The sequence below is a fragment of the Hydrogenovibrio sp. genome (assembly GCF_965140365.1).
Classification (GTDB): Bacteria; Pseudomonadota; Gammaproteobacteria; order Thiomicrospirales; family Thiomicrospiraceae; genus Hydrogenovibrio.
In genome coordinates, this window is record NZ_OZ223196.1 from 1,205,693 (window position 1) to 1,223,316 (window position 17,624).

The 17,624-nt window shown below is 47.2% G+C and carries 25 protein-coding genes; 12 read left to right on the top strand and 13 right to left on the bottom strand.

Going from position 1 to position 17,624, the window contains the following annotated elements:
- The first annotated feature begins 12 nt into the window (after positions 1-12).
- The 7 genes from AC0KH7_RS05720 (at position 13) to AC0KH7_RS05750 (ending at position 3,727) form a co-directional block, all read left to right on the top strand.
- Complete coding sequence (locus tag AC0KH7_RS05720; protein ID WP_472371530.1) at positions 13-444, top strand: hypothetical protein; 432 nt, start codon at positions 13-15, stop codon at positions 442-444.
- A 3-nt stretch (positions 445-447) separates the two neighbouring features.
- On the top strand, positions 448-900 hold the full coding sequence (locus AC0KH7_RS05725) for a hypothetical protein (RefSeq protein ID WP_472371532.1): 453 nt from the start codon (positions 448-450) through the stop codon (positions 898-900).
- Positions 901-1,131: 231 nt separating this feature from the next.
- Entirely contained in the window at positions 1,132-1,896 is a 765-nt protein-coding gene (locus AC0KH7_RS05730) for a DUF4395 domain-containing protein (RefSeq protein WP_472371534.1), read from the top strand.
- Between the two features lie 127 nt (positions 1,897-2,023).
- Positions 2,024-2,515, top strand: coding sequence for a lysozyme inhibitor LprI family protein (locus tag AC0KH7_RS05735; protein WP_472371536.1), 492 nt, complete (start codon positions 2,024-2,026; stop codon positions 2,513-2,515).
- A 91-nt stretch (positions 2,516-2,606) separates the two neighbouring features.
- Positions 2,607-2,765 (top strand): DUF5993 family protein, encoded by a 159-nt coding sequence (locus AC0KH7_RS05740; protein ID WP_472371538.1) that lies wholly within the window; start codon positions 2,607-2,609, stop codon positions 2,763-2,765.
- Between the two features lie 14 nt (positions 2,766-2,779).
- A complete protein-coding gene (locus AC0KH7_RS05745) occupies positions 2,780-3,352 on the top strand; it encodes a disulfide bond formation protein B (protein WP_472373789.1) in 573 nt (190 codons plus the stop codon).
- 27 nt (positions 3,353-3,379) lie between these two features.
- A complete protein-coding gene (locus tag AC0KH7_RS05750; RefSeq protein ID WP_472371540.1) occupies positions 3,380-3,727 on the top strand; it encodes a TfoX/Sxy family protein in 348 nt (115 codons plus the stop codon).
- On the opposite strand, the gene AC0KH7_RS05755 is transcribed toward AC0KH7_RS05750, so the two are convergent.
- From AC0KH7_RS05755 to AC0KH7_RS05780, 6 genes are all read right to left on the bottom strand, one after another.
- The gene (locus AC0KH7_RS05755) at positions 3,682-4,380 is read right to left on the bottom strand and encodes an endonuclease/exonuclease/phosphatase family protein (RefSeq protein WP_472371542.1); all 699 of its coding nucleotides are present in this window, start codon (positions 4,378-4,380) and stop codon (positions 3,682-3,684) included. The genes AC0KH7_RS05750 and AC0KH7_RS05755 overlap by 46 nt on opposite strands.
- Before the next feature lie 9 nt (positions 4,381-4,389).
- A complete protein-coding gene (locus tag AC0KH7_RS05760) occupies positions 4,390-6,546 on the bottom strand; it encodes a VTT domain-containing protein (protein ID WP_472371544.1) in 2,157 nt (718 codons plus the stop codon).
- Positions 6,547-6,561: 15 nt separating this feature from the next.
- Positions 6,562-7,230: a DJ-1/PfpI family protein gene (locus tag AC0KH7_RS05765; protein ID WP_472371546.1), complete on the bottom strand. Its 669-nt coding sequence runs from the start codon at positions 7,228-7,230 to the stop codon at positions 6,562-6,564.
- Between the two features lie 97 nt (positions 7,231-7,327).
- Complete coding sequence (locus tag AC0KH7_RS05770) at positions 7,328-8,680, bottom strand: HD-GYP domain-containing protein (protein WP_472371548.1); 1,353 nt, start codon at positions 8,678-8,680, stop codon at positions 7,328-7,330.
- Positions 8,681-8,899: 219 nt separating this feature from the next.
- Positions 8,900-9,691, bottom strand: coding sequence for a class D beta-lactamase (gene blaOXA, locus AC0KH7_RS05775; RefSeq protein WP_472371550.1), 792 nt, complete (start codon positions 9,689-9,691; stop codon positions 8,900-8,902).
- 75 nt (positions 9,692-9,766) lie between these two features.
- On the bottom strand, positions 9,767-9,967 hold the full coding sequence (locus tag AC0KH7_RS05780) for a hypothetical protein (protein WP_201022630.1): 201 nt from the start codon (positions 9,965-9,967) through the stop codon (positions 9,767-9,769).
- Positions 9,968-10,087: 120 nt separating this feature from the next.
- Between AC0KH7_RS05780 and AC0KH7_RS05785 the strand changes: the two genes are divergently transcribed.
- Positions 10,088-10,810 (top strand): NAD(P)-dependent oxidoreductase, encoded by a 723-nt coding sequence (locus AC0KH7_RS05785; RefSeq protein WP_472371552.1) that lies wholly within the window; start codon positions 10,088-10,090, stop codon positions 10,808-10,810.
- A gap of 54 nt (positions 10,811-10,864) precedes the next feature.
- Here AC0KH7_RS05785 and AC0KH7_RS05790 read toward each other — a convergent pair whose 3' ends face one another.
- The 3 genes from AC0KH7_RS05790 to AC0KH7_RS05800 all read right to left on the bottom strand — a co-directional run bounded on the left by AC0KH7_RS05790 (position 10,865) and on the right by AC0KH7_RS05800 (position 12,397).
- The gene (locus tag AC0KH7_RS05790) at positions 10,865-11,146 is read right to left on the bottom strand and encodes a putative quinol monooxygenase (RefSeq protein WP_472371554.1); all 282 of its coding nucleotides are present in this window, start codon (positions 11,144-11,146) and stop codon (positions 10,865-10,867) included.
- Positions 11,147-11,168: 22 nt separating this feature from the next.
- Entirely contained in the window at positions 11,169-11,618 is a 450-nt protein-coding gene (locus AC0KH7_RS05795) for a GyrI-like domain-containing protein (RefSeq protein WP_472359523.1), read from the bottom strand.
- Positions 11,619-11,830: 212 nt separating this feature from the next.
- Entirely contained in the window at positions 11,831-12,397 is a 567-nt protein-coding gene (locus AC0KH7_RS05800; RefSeq protein ID WP_472371556.1) for a peroxiredoxin, read from the bottom strand.
- A gap of 300 nt (positions 12,398-12,697) precedes the next feature.
- On the opposite strand from AC0KH7_RS05800, the gene AC0KH7_RS05805 reads away from it, so the two are divergent.
- The 4 genes from AC0KH7_RS05805 (at position 12,698) to AC0KH7_RS05820 (ending at position 14,857) form a co-directional block, all read left to right on the top strand.
- A complete protein-coding gene (locus AC0KH7_RS05805) occupies positions 12,698-13,192 on the top strand; it encodes a DUF6622 family protein (protein WP_472371558.1) in 495 nt (164 codons plus the stop codon).
- Positions 13,193-13,282: 90 nt separating this feature from the next.
- Positions 13,283-13,588, top strand: coding sequence for a hypothetical protein (locus tag AC0KH7_RS05810; protein WP_472359529.1), 306 nt, complete (start codon positions 13,283-13,285; stop codon positions 13,586-13,588).
- A gap of 343 nt (positions 13,589-13,931) precedes the next feature.
- The gene (parA, locus tag AC0KH7_RS05815) at positions 13,932-14,654 is read left to right on the top strand and encodes a ParA family partition ATPase (RefSeq protein ID WP_472371560.1); all 723 of its coding nucleotides are present in this window, start codon (positions 13,932-13,934) and stop codon (positions 14,652-14,654) included.
- Entirely contained in the window at positions 14,651-14,857 is a 207-nt protein-coding gene (locus AC0KH7_RS05820) for a hypothetical protein (protein WP_472371562.1), read from the top strand. Before parA ends, AC0KH7_RS05820 begins: the two co-directional genes overlap by 4 nt.
- A gap of 49 nt (positions 14,858-14,906) precedes the next feature.
- Here the strand turns inward: AC0KH7_RS05820 and mscL are convergent, their stop codons facing one another.
- From mscL to AC0KH7_RS05840, 4 genes are all read right to left on the bottom strand, one after another.
- Positions 14,907-15,326: a large-conductance mechanosensitive channel protein MscL gene (mscL, locus tag AC0KH7_RS05825; RefSeq protein ID WP_472371564.1), complete on the bottom strand. Its 420-nt coding sequence runs from the start codon at positions 15,324-15,326 to the stop codon at positions 14,907-14,909.
- Between the two features lie 199 nt (positions 15,327-15,525).
- Positions 15,526-16,020: a P-loop nucleotide/nucleoside kinase family protein gene (locus tag AC0KH7_RS05830; RefSeq protein WP_472371566.1), complete on the bottom strand. Its 495-nt coding sequence runs from the start codon at positions 16,018-16,020 to the stop codon at positions 15,526-15,528.
- Positions 16,021-16,248: 228 nt separating this feature from the next.
- Positions 16,249-17,010, bottom strand: coding sequence for a hypothetical protein (locus tag AC0KH7_RS05835; RefSeq protein ID WP_472371568.1), 762 nt, complete (start codon positions 17,008-17,010; stop codon positions 16,249-16,251).
- A 242-nt stretch (positions 17,011-17,252) separates the two neighbouring features.
- On the bottom strand, positions 17,253-17,585 hold the full coding sequence (locus tag AC0KH7_RS05840; RefSeq protein WP_472371570.1) for a hypothetical protein: 333 nt from the start codon (positions 17,583-17,585) through the stop codon (positions 17,253-17,255).
- Positions 17,586-17,624 lie beyond the last annotated feature (39 nt).

Below are 17,624 nucleotides of genomic sequence, written 5' to 3' on the forward strand. Positions count from 1 at the left end.
AGGGAGAAAGTGATGATGTTTAAAAATGTAAAATGGGGTTTTCTGGCGGCTATATGGTTGTTTTTGCCAGGCCTGGTGGTGATGCAGACGGCCCACGCGGCTGGGTATCAAGAGAAAAAAGGCGATACCCACTTTGAAGGGCGCAACCGAGAGTTTCGCTGGGAAAGCGACCGAGTGCATTACAAATGCAGTTCGGGCAAGAAGGTGACGGTGATTTACATGAACATGGAACCGCAAGGCCATTTGGCGTTTATTGACTACGACGGCGTGATGCGTTTGATGAAACCTTATCGTGCCTCGGGCAACAGTGTCAAGTACATGGCGTTGGATGACCATAACAGTTTTCGCTGGCACCGCATCGGCGACCGGGGCTTTCTGAGTTATTTGCCTTACGGAAAACATGGCGAGCAACGGTTGGAAAAGCTGTGTCAGGTGGATGATTGAGCCATGAATATGAAACCGGGCTTGCCGATGAAGTGGGTTCCCATCGTGCAGGAAGAGGCCACGGGTTGCGGCATTGCCGCTTCGGCGGCACTGGCAAGAATTACTTATGCCGAAGCCAGACGCTTGGCCGCGAAAATGGGTATTTCCGCCGCGGATAAACGTTTATGGTCAACGACCGATTGGGTAGTTCAGTTATTGAGCGAGCTCGGCATCGGTGTTGATCCTGAGCCGAAGGCCTTCACCGCTTGGCACGATTTGCCGGATTGCGCTTTATTGGCGATTAAATGGCATTTGGAAAGTGGCCGGCCATTTTGGCACTGGGTGGTGTTCATCCGCCAAGCGGACGGTCAGGCGTATGTTTTGGACTCCAAAGCGGCGTTGAAGCAAAATGTGCGGACCGACTTTGGTCGCATGAAACCCAAATGGTTTCTGAACGTCGCTTTGGAAGTGATTTAATCGGCGATACCAAACTCGCCAGGCCTGGCTGTTTTAAGGTTAGACGCCCATAGAACCGAGTATGAGAGATGACAATATAAGCAATTAATAATGTTTTGTTATGCGTGCGTAAGAAAATTTAGGGTTTATCCTGATTGCTAATTTCGTTCTAGGTTTTTATGCTTACGTTCTGATCTCAACAAGAGACTTCAATGAAGCCTGTGTGAGGCTTCTTAATAAAAAGGATATAAAATGTTGGACTACTTGAGATACCACTTTAAAAATCTGTGGTTCCGTGATAAATCGGAAGACATCGTGTTCATTAACAAATACGCCGTGCAGATGCGCGCCGGTTTGATGTTGATTTTGCCGATTTACATGGTCATTGTCTTGTTTACCACCGTTTTGGCACCGACCTGGACGGTTCTGCCGAATACGTTGGTGGAAGAGACGTTCGACGTGACGCAGGACTGGCGTACCATCTTTAATGTGCAGGCTTTCCGCACACCGTTCGATTACACCATTCCCACCATCGTGCTGTTTTACGGCATGTTTGAAATGATTGTCGGTATGTTTACTCGCACGGCCTATTTATCGCCGACCATTCACATCGCCACCTTTTTAACCCGTAATATTCGCCCGAAATGGGAACCTCTGAAACCCAAACGTTTCGCCTGGTTGATAGGGGCCACACTGATCTCTCTTTGTTTGCTGTTTTTCAACCCGGATAGTGCCGCACGCTTTGTTAACGACCTGTTCGGTTCGCATATTTTGCCGACGGATCATAACTGGATGCCGGACTTCATTCCGCTCCTGGTGGGGATTTGTTTCTTGTTGATGTGGATGGAAGCGGTGTTCGGTTTTTGCCTGGGCTGTAAAATGCATTGGCTACTGGCAAAACTGGGAATTTTCAAAGAGCATTGTTACGACTGCATGAACGTTGATTTCGACCAACGTGCCTGGATTGAGGAGCGAAAAGCCGCTGAAAAAGCCTTGAAAGACGGCGAATCCAAGTAAATTGAGCCATCTTGAACTTGGTTTAAAAGCTCCAGGCCTTGGGCTTTTTACGTAATGACTGGCTCTACTGGATGGTATCGCGTTATAATCCAGAATCAATTGTCTAACGATGTCTGGAGAGCTTTTTATGTTGAAATCGATGATTTTTTTAGGCCTGATGCTGGTGGCTTCTTTTGCAAAAGCTCAGGGGTATGACTATAAACACCTTAGCGACTTTAAACCGCTGAGTGCTTACCCAAATGCGGCGGCGTTTGAAAAAAATTATCGTGATTACGTTCAGCATTGTTTAGACAATACTAATGGCGGCCTTGAGGGAATTCCGTGCCTGATCGGTTCCAAATTATGGGATCGGGAGTTGAATCGTTATTATCAAAAGCTGGCAAAGGTGTTGAACCATGATGAAAAAGCCTTGCTGTTGACGTCCGAGCGCGCTTGGTTGAAAGAACGTGATGCAAGTGAAAAATTCAGTAACGCCATTTTACGGAAAATATACCCGCAACAAGGCACTATGTATCAATTGATGAGTGCCAGCGATGCGGATGATACTTTAAGTGACATAATCAAAAGCCGAACGCTATTGCTTAAGAAGTGGTATAAAGCCATGAACGGCAATGATTAAAAAGGCCAAGCGTGTCGCGGTCACTAGTAGGTTTTTATGTTGTCATGACTTGCCCTTACGTTCCCCCGTTTTCGTTTAAAAGGAACCTTTCATGCCCGGTATATTGATTGCCTTCAGTTTATTGTTTATCGCCACGATCACCGCTTGGTATCATCGCAAAGCGGGCATGGTTCTGTTTATCGTTTTTCTGGTGGTGGCGTTGCTGGTTTTTCGCCATCATGCGACGGATCACCTCGGTTTGCATTTCTAAAGGCTAGCAGGATGATGTCATTTTTTTCTCTTCCCAACGTATTTAAATGGAAAAGCATTGTTGAAATATTCGGCATTTGCCTGATTATTGCAGCCGCGTTCTATTATCAATTGTTTTTGGACGAATTACCCTGTCCACTTTGTTTGCTGCAACGCATGGGGCTGTTGGCCATGGCATTCGGTTTTATGCTCAACCTGCGTTACGGTGCCCATCCTGCGCATTATGGATTGTCGCTGTTGGCCGCGGTTTTAACGGGCCTGATCGCATTGCGCCAAGTCAGTTTGCACATTACTGATTCGGAAGGCTATGGTTCCGCCGTGTTGGGATTACACATGTATAGTTGGGTGTTTGTTATTGCGGTGATAGCGGTGGTGTATATCGCCATCGTGATGAGCTATGCCGGGCAATATGGGCAGTATGCGCTGGATACAAGTGCGGACACTTCCAAAGCATTTCAACGATTCAGTTGGTTGGCGTTTGTGGTGCTGAGTTTTATGGTGTTTGCGGATGTGGCGACGGTTTTATTGGAGTGCGGATTCCATGAATGCCCGGATAACCCGACCCAGTACCGATGGCTTTCGTCATAAACACCAGCCAGAAACGACCCGACCGTCATGACAACCTCCAATGATTTCCTGTCGACATTGAATGATGTATTTGCCTTGTTCGGAGCCATTGAAGCCAAACGAATGTTCGGCGGTTATGGCTTATATCATCATGGCGTGATGTTCGGGTTGGTTTCCGGTAACGAATTGTTTTTGAAAACGGATGATGAATCGGCGCAAACGTTCATTGAGCAAGGGTTGCCGCCGTTTGAATATTCGCGGGATGGACGCCGAGTGCAATTATCTTATTATGCGGCGCCGGAGGTTATTTTCGATGACCCGGAAGAGGCCAAACAATGGGCGGATCAAGCTTATGAAACGGCATTAAGATCAAGCTCGGCCACAAGGGGTAAGTGATCGGAGGCTTGCTTGGCCAGCGGGCTTCGGTGGGTGTTTAAGCTTTTCAATATGGGGCGTGGGGCGGCCCATATTCGATCCAATGACAACATCGGTAATTTCGTTGGCCAGGTTCGTCGAAAAGGTGTGTTTGGGAAGCGGCGATGTAACGCTTTTAATGGCCGTCCCCATAACCACCATTCATTCAGGTCGCCCGCCAGCAGGACAATGTCGTGCGCATCATCGTTAAAGATCGTCAATAAACGTTCCACCTGTTCGCGTCGTTCTGACGGGCGTAAGCCAAGGTGGGTCGCCACCAGTTGCAAACGAACACCGTCCAGCGAGAAAGAAACATCCATGGCCTTTCTGGGTTCGCGGCCGGTCACACTGAGATCATGAGACCGAACCTCTTGATAGGGAAGCCGTGTCAGGATGGCATTGCCGTAATCACTGTCGCCTAACTTCATGGTGTGGCCCGCCAGAGCGGTGCATTGGGTGGCTTGCGCTAAATGATACAGCGCGTCAAGTTCATGTCCGGGGCGGGACTCCACTTCCTGCAACACGACCAAATCGGCATCGATTTCCTGAAGCACCGCCGCGCAACGTTCGACGGACTGCACGCCGTCGCCCCCAATGCAGCGATGCAGGTTCCAGCTCACTAACTTAATGTTCATGCCGCACCGTTATTCATTCTTATTGGTTTGCCCGGATTTATTTAACAGCCATTTACGCAACCCAAACATCATCCCGACGATTATCAGCAGCCAAAAGGCAAGCCAAGCCAGGTTAGTTTCGTTGGGCGCTTGGAGGGAGCGTAACACGCTGTCGGTAAACAGCGCAATGGCGGCCATCCCCGGTAAAAAACCAATCAATGACCCCAGCACAAAATCTCGTAAACGGATGTGGGAAGCGCCCGCCACCACGTTAATCACAGCAAAGGGCGCAATTGGGATGATGCGCATGGTGATGATGGTTAACACCCCCCGTTTGGATAACTTTTGACTGATGCGATGCAGTCGATGGCCTGAATAACGCTTTAGCAAGTTATGTCCGGCCCATTGCCCCAATAGATACGACAAAATGGCACTGAGTAGAGCGCCAGACAGGGCATAGGCAAAGCCTAATGCGCCCCCGAACGCCAGCACTACGGCGACCACTAATAACGTCAACGGCACGGCCAGGGTGGCGGCGATGGCAAATATCGGCACCACCAGCCATGGCGCGACCGACTGTGATTGAAGGAATTGAATGGAGCCAATCATCGTGTCAATATTCAGCCAATCGCCTAAAGGGGTCCAACGCCAGGCGGCGACCAACACCAATAACAATGCCAGCAACAGGATGACCTTTGTAAAATGTCGAGCCGTATGGGGTTTGTCTTTATTGGGTACAAAATGATTGACCAGGTGATTCGGATGATAGGGCTGTTCCGGGTCGATTAAAGCGGATTCAGGCACCAATTGATCGACTTCCGGCGTGACCTCTGTGTGTAACGTTTGCAGTGTGCGTTCGCCACCTTGGTGGGATTCAATGGCACGGATCAGAGATGGATGCTTGGCTTCGCTGTTACGTAACTGTTCGATATCAATGCCCAAGTGCTCACACAGTAAAGTACGCCGTATTTGTTGAATGGCCTCACAGGCTTCCGATTCCGTCTCCGCTTCAATGAAAAGGTCACATTCGCTGTCCAACCCCATCGAGCGGTTGCTGAGGTTGGAGGAGGCGACCCGAAGCAAGCGGTCATCGATGATCATCAATTTTGCATGAACCATTAAAGACACATCCGTGTCGGAGGCGAGTTGGGGGTAGTAAAGTCGTAAACGATTGGCTTGGTCGGCTTCATGCAGTTTTTTGACCAGGCGTGCGCGTAACACATCCATTGTATGCTGTTCCAACCAACCACCGGTTTTTTCCGGCATGACGATGATGATTTCGGGTCCGTTTTCACGCTGCAAACTGGCGACGAGCGCCTGCTGAATGGCGTGCGACGTCAGATACTGGTTTTCGATATAAATAAAGTGCTGAGCGGCGGCAATGCTGTCCAGATACAGTTGCTTCACTTCCTGCACCGCAGGCCGTCCACGATATTCCGCTTGTGTGCGTGCAATGCCAACGGTTACATTTCGCATCAAGGGTGCTAATGAACCGGGCCAAGGATCATGGTCAGAAGCCGGATCGGAATCAGGCTGAAGGGGCGTCGTTTTATGGCCTGTCGCCTGCTGCCAGCGTTCACGTGCCAGTTCCCCCAAGACTTTTGCGGCGGCACCATCCACCACCATTTGGACATCATGAAAGGGCGGGTAGGGCTTACCGTCAGGGTCGATTCGTTTTGCGTCCCGAATGGCGTGTTCCGGCGTATCCCAGCGCCATTTACTGAGGTCAAAACCGCCGGAAAAGGCCACACAATCGTCCACGACCACCACTTTTTGATGTTGAGAAGCGCCAACCGGGTGTTGATTGTCCAAATGAAAATGCACTCGCGGGTGAGTTTTTTGCTGAAAGGCATGGGAAGGTCGGCTTTCCCGCTCCAAAGTATAGATGGAGGCAAAATCCCAGTTGAGTACGAAAACCTCAACCTGATGTTCCCGTGCGACAAAATCGAGTAATTCGCCCAGTTCAGTCGGGTGCTCATGATCAGAGTCGTCTCGCACTAGCTTTAATCGGCTGTGCAAATCCCAGCCCAGAATGAACACCGAATCACGCGCCGAAAGAATGGCTTCACGCACCGCACGAAAATAGGCTTCGCCGTCAATGGCCACGGTGGCTCGGTTGGCATTCACCTTTTGCCAACAATTTTTGCCCGGGGCGAGAATGGAATCGGAGTTGTGTCGGGTCATCATCTCAGGCATCCGAATTTAATCGCCTTGTTCGCTGGAAGGTTCGCTGGCAGGTTCGTGAGACAAGTCAATTCGGCGTTGGTTGCTTTCCGGGTAGGGATATTCCATATGGCGTGCCGACGCGCGGGCAACGTCTTCACCGAACTGCATGGCAACAATCTGCAAGGCCATATCGATGCCGGCGGAAATGCCGGCCGAGGTGATGATGTGACCGTGGTTGACCACGTGTGATTGCTGATCAACCGTGACCTTCGGAAAAAGCGATTGCATCCAATCCAGCGAGCGCCAATGGGTGGTGGCGCTCAAACTGTCCAACAAGCCAGCGTTTCCAAGCACCAACGCTCCCGTACAGACCGAGGCCAGGGTTTCAACCGATGTCGCATAACCCCGCACAAACGACAATAAGGTTTCGTTATGCATTTGCTGACGCGTGCCCATGCCGCCCGGCACCACCAAAATATCCAACGGCGGGGCCTGGTCAAACGTATCGTCGGGGATGACTTTCATCCCGCCGGTGGTGGTTACCGGGTCGGGCGATTGTGCAATCAGATGAACCTCAAATGGGGAAACGTCCTCAAAGCGCCGGTCTTCATCCACACGCGTGACGGAAAATACTTCAAACGGCCCGCAAAAATCGAGCACTTCGACGTCATCAAAAATGACGATGCCAACGCATTTACGTTTCATAGACGTTTTTCCTTATATGGATGCAATACGGATGAAAAATGGACGAATTCATCATGCTTTCAGTGCTTCAGTGCTTATTGTGTCATGGTTTGATTTTTTAGCGTATGTCCAGTTGCGGCAAAATCTGTATCAAGGCCCCATAAATGTCAGGCTCAATGGAAGAACCACACTCGCTTTTGAGTATCGACAGCGCTTTGTCCACTGAGATCGCATCCCGGTAGGGGCGGGCGGCGGTGAGGGCATCAAAAATATCCGCTACGGTAATCAGTTTGGTTTCAAATAAAATTTCTTCACGCTTTAGGCCATAAGGATAGCCTTTTCCATTGAGTTTTTCATGGTGTGCGCCGCAAATTTTGGCAATTCGGTTAAACGGCTTGATGCGTTGCAAAATTTGCTCGGAATACAGTGGATGCCGTTGAATTTGTTTAAATTCTTCATTTGTCAGTTTGCCAGGTTTATCCAGGATATGGTTGCTCACCCCCAGTTTACCAATATCATGAAGTAAGGCACAGCGGTTGAGTTCTCTCTGCTGTTCAAACGAAAATTCAAAGCACTGGCTCAGCTTGACGGTGTAATCGGCCACACGAGAACTGTGATCGTGCGTGAAAGGGCTTTTAGCATCGACAATCATGGCAAACGCATAGGTGATATCATCAATTTTTTGTTGTGTCAGTGGAATCTTTTCGGCTTCCGGTTCCAGCCCACGAATATCGTTTTCGAGGTCTGTTTTCGTTAAGGTTTTCCAAAAGGCTTCATGTGTTTCCAGGCTTAATAAGGCCTCGACCAACTCCGGGTTAAACCATGACCCTTTTCGTGAGCGCACTTCATTCAAGGCCGCAAGCTGACCACCGGTTTGAAAAAATACATCGGTCACTTGCGCGATGAGCGCGATTTGTGCGTTGATTGGGATTTGGTCACGGGCCAAGCCATAAGGCTTTCCGTTGCCGTTCCAGTGTTCATCCAAATAACGAATGCCATCGGCAATTTCGTCATTAAACCCGAGGCGTTTTGCGATATCCGCACCTCGCTCACAGCGTGTTGCAAAGAGTTCCGTGCTTTGCGCTTCGCCGTGACGCGCAATGTGAATCAAATGTTTCGTTTTGGCGACCAAGTTGCCGCCGACCGCGGTATGCTTCAGAACAAATTCAAGCATCTGCTTGTAGCTGTCATTATCGACCAACTTAAAATCTTTTTTGGCTTGTCGTTCGTCGCTGCCGTAAAGCTCGTACAGCCGAGCGGCATTACTGCTGCACCCGGCATCTTTCAATAGAAGGGTGTAGTACAAATTCCAAATGTGTTTGGATTCCAGGCCGATGAGTTTTCCAAGGTGCATTCCAATCCAGCAGCAGCGAACACTGTGCCCAGCCGGTTGGCCTTCGGTTAAGTCCAAGGCATAACTCAAGGCACTGATGACTTGCGAAAGGCTTAAATTTTGTACGTTATCGACCATAGCGTGAAAGGTTCCGTTTTAAAATGATGACGGCGGAGCCATGCTTCCTGAATCAACACCTTAACGGAATTTTTGACGTAAGAACATTAAAAAATGTCATTCATCCGAAAAGATTACGGGCGAAAGTGAATGGCAATATCGAAAAGGAGTGGTTTCGGTTTGGCTACCATGCCCAAGCTTTAACTAATCAATTTGGCCAGGCCTGGTCAAAAGGGTTCTTTAAGACCCGATAAGACCTTTAGCGCTCAGAACCTCCAAAGTCAATTTCTGGCGTAATGGCAATTGCGCTTTATCGTCGAGTCTCATATTCATCGCAAACAGCCAGGTGTCCTGCGCGGTTTTAACATAGCCGATATACCAACCGACATTCGGTTGAACGCGCGCCGCCCAACCGGTTTTTGCCCATAGGGAATAAGTGGGCGTTTTCTTCATGAGCATGATTGTTTGCAAAGTGTCATAAGCCTTCTCATTAAAAGGAAGCTGATGACGAACGAGTTTTCTTAAAAAATCCACTTGCTCAAATGCGCTGATTTTCAACGAACCCTCCAGCCAAAAGGTCGTCAGATCAAATTCATTCTGCAAATGACCGTAATCGGTTTGTTTGATATAACGTTTGTAAGCGTCGATTCCAACCTTACGGGCGATTTGCTGATAACACCACACGCAGGAAACCTTAAATGCGCTGTCCAAGGTTTGGTCGTGGTTCCACTGGGCCACGTTGTAACGGTGACCATCCCATTTGAATACCGTGTGATCATTTTGAACCACACCGTCCTGAACGGCAATCAGCGTATTCAGTACCTTAAAGGTTGAGGCAGGTGAAAACAGTTGCTTCGCTCTTGCGTCATTATGGACAAAGGTTTGCCCGGTTTTCAGGGATTCAATGACCATCGTGCCCTCAACATTTTCTTGGGCGAAAAGTTTGGCGATTACCGAATCCTCGGCATTTGCAACAATGGGAATCAGCGCGGTAAGCAGGGCAAAAATGTGATGGCGTGTGGTTTTATACATGGTGCGTTATCTCTTTTTAATAGGGTCGGTAGGGAGGTAATAAATTGGCCTTCAAGCCACAAAGCCTGTAACCATTTATTGCGCGCTGACTTCTTCGCGTTCCCGCTCATATTGGTCGTAAGGTTTATTTGCGGCTTTCATGCAAGCATCGTATTGTGACGGCGGCTTTTTATAGCAACTGTTACGGTTATTGTGCTGAATATTGTCGTAAACGGCCTGATGGCTGCATCCGGCTAATATAAAGAGGTTTGTTAAAATCAGTAAGTTTCTCACCATGCATTCCCTTAGAATGGTTTGCGATTGAATGGATTTAAATGATACGAAATTTTGGTTAAGATTTCGCGGTAAATCATCCAGTCATAACATTGTAATGGATTTTGATGGAGTGCTTGGGAAATGAATGTTTTGGTGGTTGGGGCAACGGGAGCGACGGGGCGGTTATTGGTGAGCCAATTGCTCAACCGCAGGTGTCATGTCAAAGCGGTGGTGCGTTCTGCGGAACGCCTGCCGGAAACGGTTCGAGCGCATGCGCATTTGACGCTCATCGAAGCCGACATCTTGGCGCTGCCGGAAACCGAACTCACCGGGCTCGTAAAGGATTGCAACGCCGTGGCTTCTTGCTTAGGGCACAACCTCAACTGGAAAGGCCTTTTCGGCGAACCGCGCCGTTTGGTGACCGATGTTGTGCAACGTTTGTGTGAAGCCATTCAAGCCAACCAAAAAAACCAACCCACCCGGTTTGTTTTGATGAACACCTCCGGAAACCGGAACCGTGATTTGGATGAACCCATTTCGTTTTCGGAAGCGCTAATTGTCGGGTTGATTCGCTTTCTATTGCCGCCGCATTCGGATAACGAACACGCCGCCGATTACCTGCGAACTCAGGTCGGCCAGAATCATCCGGCCATTGAATGGGCCGCAGTACGGCCCGATTCTTTGGTGGATAGTTCGGTCGTGACCGACTATGAAGTCCACCCATCCCCAACTCGAAGCGCGATTTTCAATGCCGGTCAAACCAGTCGAATCAATGTCGCTGATTGGATGGCCAGGCTGATAACCGAAAAAGACTTGTGGGAGGCGTGGAAAGGGCAGATGCCGGTTATTTACAATCGGGAATAATTGGCATTTTAAACGCAGGTAAAATGCTGTTCTAAATGGTCCTAAAAAGATGACTTACGTCTCATTATGAATATCATAATGCCGTTTGATATGTTGGGTTATTCGGCCCCAATAAGCGTTTTTGACTCTTGCTTGGTGGGACTCGAAGGCGGTTTTGTCGATAAACTCTTCGTACACATCAAAGCGATTTGGATTTTTTGCATTTTGATCGACTTCAAACACCAAGCATCCCGGTTCATTGCGGGTTAAGCGTTTGTGATTTTCAAGCTCTTTTTGAATAATCGTTAAATCGTCATCCGGAACCAGAATAAATCCTTTCAGAATTACTTTAGGCATAAAGTTTTTTGTCGCATTTGGGTTATTTGACGGCAATATAAATCTCGATTTCGTTCGGGTTTTTATAATGTTCGAAGTCCGTTGTATAGGCTCTTTGGTATTCCGTCTGATCGGAAGAAAAATAATCCCATATTTCTGACCAGGTGTTGATCACGACTTGTGGCATTTCACCCGTTCCTGAAAACCGAAGATATTGACCACTTTCAATGACCGCGTCTTCCAAGTGTTGGCTGGCTGATTCCATAACCTTGTCGGAACCGGCCATGACTGAAAACGCACCTGAAACATCGGATTCATAGTGATAGTAGAGCCCGTAGACAGTTGCACCAACTTGCAGCTTGGGAGCAATTTCTTCATAAAATTGTTGCCATAAGTTACCGATTTTTGAAGTTTCCGGTTGCATTTCATCAACATTCTTCGTACGGATGCTCAGGCCTTTAATTGCCATTTCGTCGATTTGAATAGGGGACATGGTATTTTCCTTACTTGAGAGAGCTTTGCACGAGATGGATGCACGGATAAAAATGGCTAAAATTCTCCTGAATGTCGTTGAAAAACTGGCGAATAGCTCGCTATTCGCTGCGTTTTCCGCCTAATTCAGCAAAATTTTATCTCATTTTTCTATCGCGCCCCACTCATGCAAAGCTCTCCTTGAATTCATATACATAACGCTCATTTTGAGTGTTAAAAATTATTTTCTTTTAGCCAGGCAATTACATTGGCGGCGTTTTCGGTTGGCGGAAATACCGGATAGAAAACTTTCTGTATAACGCCGTTTTTAATCACAAGTGTGAGTCGTTTTATTAAGCGCAGTGACTCGTACTGAAAAGTCGGTAACGTCAATGCCTGCGTTAATTCAAAACGACTGTCATTCAATAACGCAAAAGGTAAATGAAGACGCTCTACCGCTTCTTTTTGGTCGGCCAGGGGCTGGGCGCTCAGGCCATACACTTTCGCCCCCAAATCCGTCAGTTCGGAGTGAAGGTCGCGAAAAGCGCATGATTGCGGCGTGCAACCTCTTGCGCCGGGAATGTCGTTCCAACCAACCATTGGAGGGCCACCCGGACGTCCGATTAAAGGGTAGATGTAAACCACGACGGTATCCTTTTCAAGCCCAAGGTTGACGTGAGTTCCTGAAGTGCTTTCCAGTGATATGGAAGGCATTGTCAAGCCATCTAAATGCGCACAGGCACCATCGTCTTCAGGGATGGGTAAGTTATCGGGTAACGTTAAAAGATTCTTTTTGTCCATTTGGTGTTTCCATTCAATAGCCCAATGACTTACCAGGGGTTAACCGTTTTAAACAAAACGGTGGCGTGAGGGTAAGGTGATGTTTTTCAATAAAGTAACACCCAAAGTGGGCAAAATCAATTGAATCAATCTCTTGGGCTAGAGGGCATGCGTCATACTAAATCGATTTTAAAAAAACGGGTCTCGGTTGGGGTGGAAGGTGTCCGTGAATCCGTTTATGATTTTACCTAAATTTTGAATTCATCCGATTCAAAAGTAAGCAATGACATATTTTTTGGAATTGAACAAAATAGGTGACACATGGAAGCAATCACCGAAGCCCTGACGCATACCCCTTGGTGGGTGTATCTTCTGTTTGCTTTGATATTTTACAAAGGCGTGCGCTCGATCAAGCCCCGTGCGGTGCCACTGAGAAAGCTCATTATCGTTCCACTGGTTGTTTCGGCGATTTCATTGGATACCCTCTTTACGCAAATTAACCTGAACGGGTTTAATGTTTTAATACTGTCGGCCAGCACTGTCCTTGGCTTAATAGGTGGATATTTAATGACCGTCCGCGCGAATATCGAAGTGGATAGAGAACACCTGGTTTACAAAATGCCCGGCGGAATCACCACGTTACTGTTGATTTTCGGGGTGTTTTTTACCAAATATTACATCGGGTATGAAAAAGCCGTTGACCCCTCCCTGATGCAGCAAGACGGCTTTGAAACCTTTGTGATTATCGCCAGTATGCTGTTTGCGGGGTTGTTTATCGGTAAACTGCTGGGCTATGCTTACCACTACCGCAAATAAAATATTGGTTGACTCAGCCAAGCGACAAATGACCAGGCCGCCGGTTGCTTGACCGACAGGCGGCTAGCTATTATTGAATGGAGAATATGGATGATCAAAACCCATGAAGACTTACACCAGTTGGTGTCGACGGAAATTGAACGTTATTTAGCCGAACACCCGGAGGCTTCCATCACCTTTGATGTGGCTGAAAACAATTCCTGCAGTATGAAAAACACTGAAAACGACCATAAGTTCGTGTTTTTGTTCGCCCGTTTCGGCGATGAATATAAAGTCGGTTTTGCCTTATACAAAGGCTACGATCCTAATCCCTGCTGGATTGACGATATTGAACATGAGGGCTTTGACCAAAATTTTATGCAAATTCTCATCAAGGAACATTTAATCGGAGAGTGAATCCAACAAAGTCGGGTCAAAACGCCCTGTATTGTATAGGGATTTGGCCCGGTTTTCCCGCCACCAATTGCATATTCGAATGCAAAAATACGCCTTTTGCACGCTCTATCTGTAACACTTTATCTTAAGAGAGCTTTGCACGGGATGGATACACGGCTAAAAATGGCTAAAACCTTCCTGAATGTCGTTGAAAAACTCGTTAATAGCCAGCTATTAGCGTCGTTTTCCGCCTAATTCAAAAAAATTTTATCTCATTTTTTTCACGCGTCCCACCCTTGCAAAGCTCTCCTTAACCATAATCACCAGGCCTGGGCATTTTTAAACTTATGGCAATGCTCAAGCTATGGCGGATGCCACCCCGGTTTTAACGGCACAAAATGCCTGTTTGATGTGGGGCTTTAAGGATGAATTTGAAAGGGCGAAGCAAAGCATGACATCGGCACGGATTTTAGCGGTGGTCAACCAGAAGGGCGGCACCGGCAAGACCACTTTAAGCATGAACCTGGCCGCCGCTCTGATCAATCACGGCCGTGTGTTGTTGATTGATGCCGACCCGCAAGGGTCCGCCACTCAGTGGTGCCGGCTGTCGGCCGAAGACAAACCGTTTCCGGTTTCCGTCATCGCCGTGGCCGGCCATTTGGTTAACGAAGTGGAACGCTTTGCAAACGATTACGACTACATTGTCATTGATTGCCCGCCAACACTGGAAACCGGCGTTATGCAAGCCGCCCTTAAGGTGTCTCAAACGCTGTTGATTCCCGTGTTACCGTCGCCGGTGGATTTATGGGCCAGCCTTCGCATTGCCGACGCCATTGAACAAGCCAAAAGGCATAACCGGCCATTACAGCCCTATATCGTCATCAATCAGTTGGAACCCCGCAGTGCCTTGTCCAACGCCATGCAAGAAGCTCTGCAAGAGTTCGACATTCCCGCCTTGAAAAGCGGCCTGCGTCGTCGCGCCGTTTATCGCAATGTGGCGGTGGATGGGCTCAGTGTCTATTGCATGGGCAAACGTGGCGAAATGGCCGCCAATGAAATCGACGACATTATCCAGGAGGTTTTATGACTACCCAAAACACCACAGCATCTAAATTAACCGACAGTCTGCGCCGTGCCAAAACCACGCAGGAAAAACCCACCAGCAAAACAACCGCAACGCCATCGCGTCAAAAGACGCCCGCTAAGCCGGTCGTCAAAAAACCAGCTTCAAAAGAGGAATCAACAGAACGGGTTAAACCCATGATTTCAAAACGCGTTTGGCCGGATTGACTCAATATTCAATCGGGTCAAATTCGGTTCATTCATCAAGCGCAATATTTTAAGCGTTGGTGTTGCCGTTTTCCCGCAATAAATCTCGAATCTCCGTCAGCAGTTTTTCCTCTGCGGATGGCTCTGGTGGCGCGGCTGGAGTTTCCTCGACTTTTTCGGCTTCTTCTTTCTCCTTAGCCATTCGTTCCTGCATACGGTTGATGCTTCGCACCAATAAAAACACCACCAATGCAATTAACACAAAGTTAATGATAGCTTGGATAAAGTTGCCGTAGGTGATGGTCGCCGCGCCGACCTGGAAGGCCAACGCCGTGAAATCCACTCCGCCCAACGCAATACCAATCAAGGGCATAACAATGTCATCCACCAGTGACTTCACAATCGCGGTGAAGGCGGCCCCAATAATGACGGCCACAGCCAAATCAATTACATTTCCTCGGTTAATGAATGCACGGAATTCTTTGATCATTTTCGGTTCTCTTTTTTCTGTATTTTCAATAAAGTGAGTGCGACGTTATTTTTGTCCAGCCACGAACAAACCCGCCCAGCGAGTGACGTCTTAATGCCAGCGCCTTGTTAAATTTGGTCTTAGGGTACTTTTATCTAAATTAGATTGCAAACAAAGGCTTGCATCAATGAGCCGACTCGATGGGTTCTTTGTTTAGTGGTTATTGATTGAGGACAACGTCAATATTAAACCCTTCATCGTCCGTTGGTGCTTCAAAGTAACGGGTAACTTGGTGAAACACCGCTTCGGTATCAAATTGCGCGCGCTCAGGTGCTTCCTGCCGACGTTTTTCCAGTCGTTGTAAGCACAGAGAGTCGTCGGTTTGCAGATAAATTAATTTATGGGGAATCTGGCTGTCGTCGAATATTGCCTTAAACCAAGCCCGTTGTTTTCGGGTGTTGCCTGGAAAATCCATCACCACCGAAACCCCGGAATGCAACAGGTTTTGGACATGGCTTTTTAGCAAGGGTTTCAAGCGTGTCGAATACAGGATGTAATCGTCAAAGTTTTGAATTTCGTCAGGGTAAATGGCCGCCAGCCACTCGTCTTCAGACAGCAAAATTGCTTTGAGTTCGTTCGCCAGTTGTTTGGCGTAAGTCGATTTTCCCGCGCCCATTTTGCCACTAAAAAAAATCAAGGTGCCTGTTTCGTTCATTGCATATCCTTTGCAAATAGGGAGTTCAATCAAATAGCCAATTTTACCAGGCCTGGTCGTTTTTACCGAAAGGTATTAAAGCAATCTCGAGTAATCAATGGGGGCAGACTCCCTTGAAAATTAATCGAGTTTGACCCCGTTGATTAGGTTGCCGCAGGCGGCCTCACCAGTCAATCTATTATCGCCACCTCTTTAAGCTGGCCGCTTGCGGTCAGCTTGAGTGAATTGTTATAGATTTATGTTTTGAATAAACTCTATCACTTTTTGCCCTTTTTCAGCCATACCTTGGGCAGCTCCAATTCTTTTATCTGTACTAACTACTCCATCCAAAATGATTTTGGTTTTTTGCCAGATAGCTGATAACTTTCCTAATTCTTGACTTCCACTAGCTTCCTCAAAAACAGTTTCATTTGCAATTACTTCACCATATGCTGATTGCATTACCTCATCTAAAGCTTTTGCCCCGACTGCTCTGTACTTTGTTAAAGCTTCTTCAATCTTTGAAAGATGCTTTTCAATTATATTTTTTGTATAAATTGGTAATTTAGAATTCTCTAGATTGGCTCTTAATTCCGATGCCATTTGTTTCAGTTCATCGATATTTTTTTCATCAATTAATAGCTCTTCATTCGGAAGAATTTCTGAACAAAAGCCTAAAGCAGTTTCTACTTCTGGTGATATTTGTTGTTTTGGTGATTGCCATGTGGCCATAATAGTTTGAACACCGAATACAGCATTACATTTATTTAAGGATGGTGAATACAGGCTTTCAGAAAAGTCTAGCTTCATCATTTCAGTGCGAATAAGCTCAACTTCATCATGCAAATCCGCTAAGCGACGAGAAATTGCAAAGTTTTTTGGATTCTGCTCAGTTTCTTCAATATCAAATATCTCTGCCCAGACTTCATGGACAGGTGTTTTATCTTGCTTTTTTTTAGCTTCAAGGAGTATTTCACGAACTCTATAAGCAGAATTTATATTTTGGGGCATTTATTTACCTTAATATTGACTCAAGTTGTATAACGGGGTGGTGATAACCTGCGTGGCTTCGCCTGAAAAATTTTAATTTTTGGGGTGAAACACGTCAGGTTATTGGTTTGTTATGAGGCGCGAAGGCGCGTCATGGCAAAGCAATTTTAATCGCCACCCCGTTAGGAGCGCCTTCGGGCGCTCCTAACGTCTAAGCTAACCGGCCACGCGTTAGCGCGGTCGGGTTGAGTGAATTGTTAGGTTTAAGGCCACGCTAAGTCACCATAACCCCAAATAATTGTTCCAAGAATTAGCACTGAATGCGTTACTAGTGAAAGAAAGCCTTTATTCTTTGGTTTCTTGGGCCTTGTCGCAAAACCAGAATGTTGTTGTCGAGCACTTGCTCTATAAACATCATCATATATGTGAGAAGAGATTCTGTATTCAACTATCGCTGCTAAGAGCACAGCGATAGCACCTGAACGTGCAAATAAGGAAAGGTTCTCATAATACAAATCCAAGATAGCTGAAATGAAAACACTCATTAAAGCTGTAAAAATAATAAACCATTCAAGTTTATAGCTCTTTTTTCTCATTTCAGATTGAACCTAATGCCGCCATAAACGGCTGCCGAA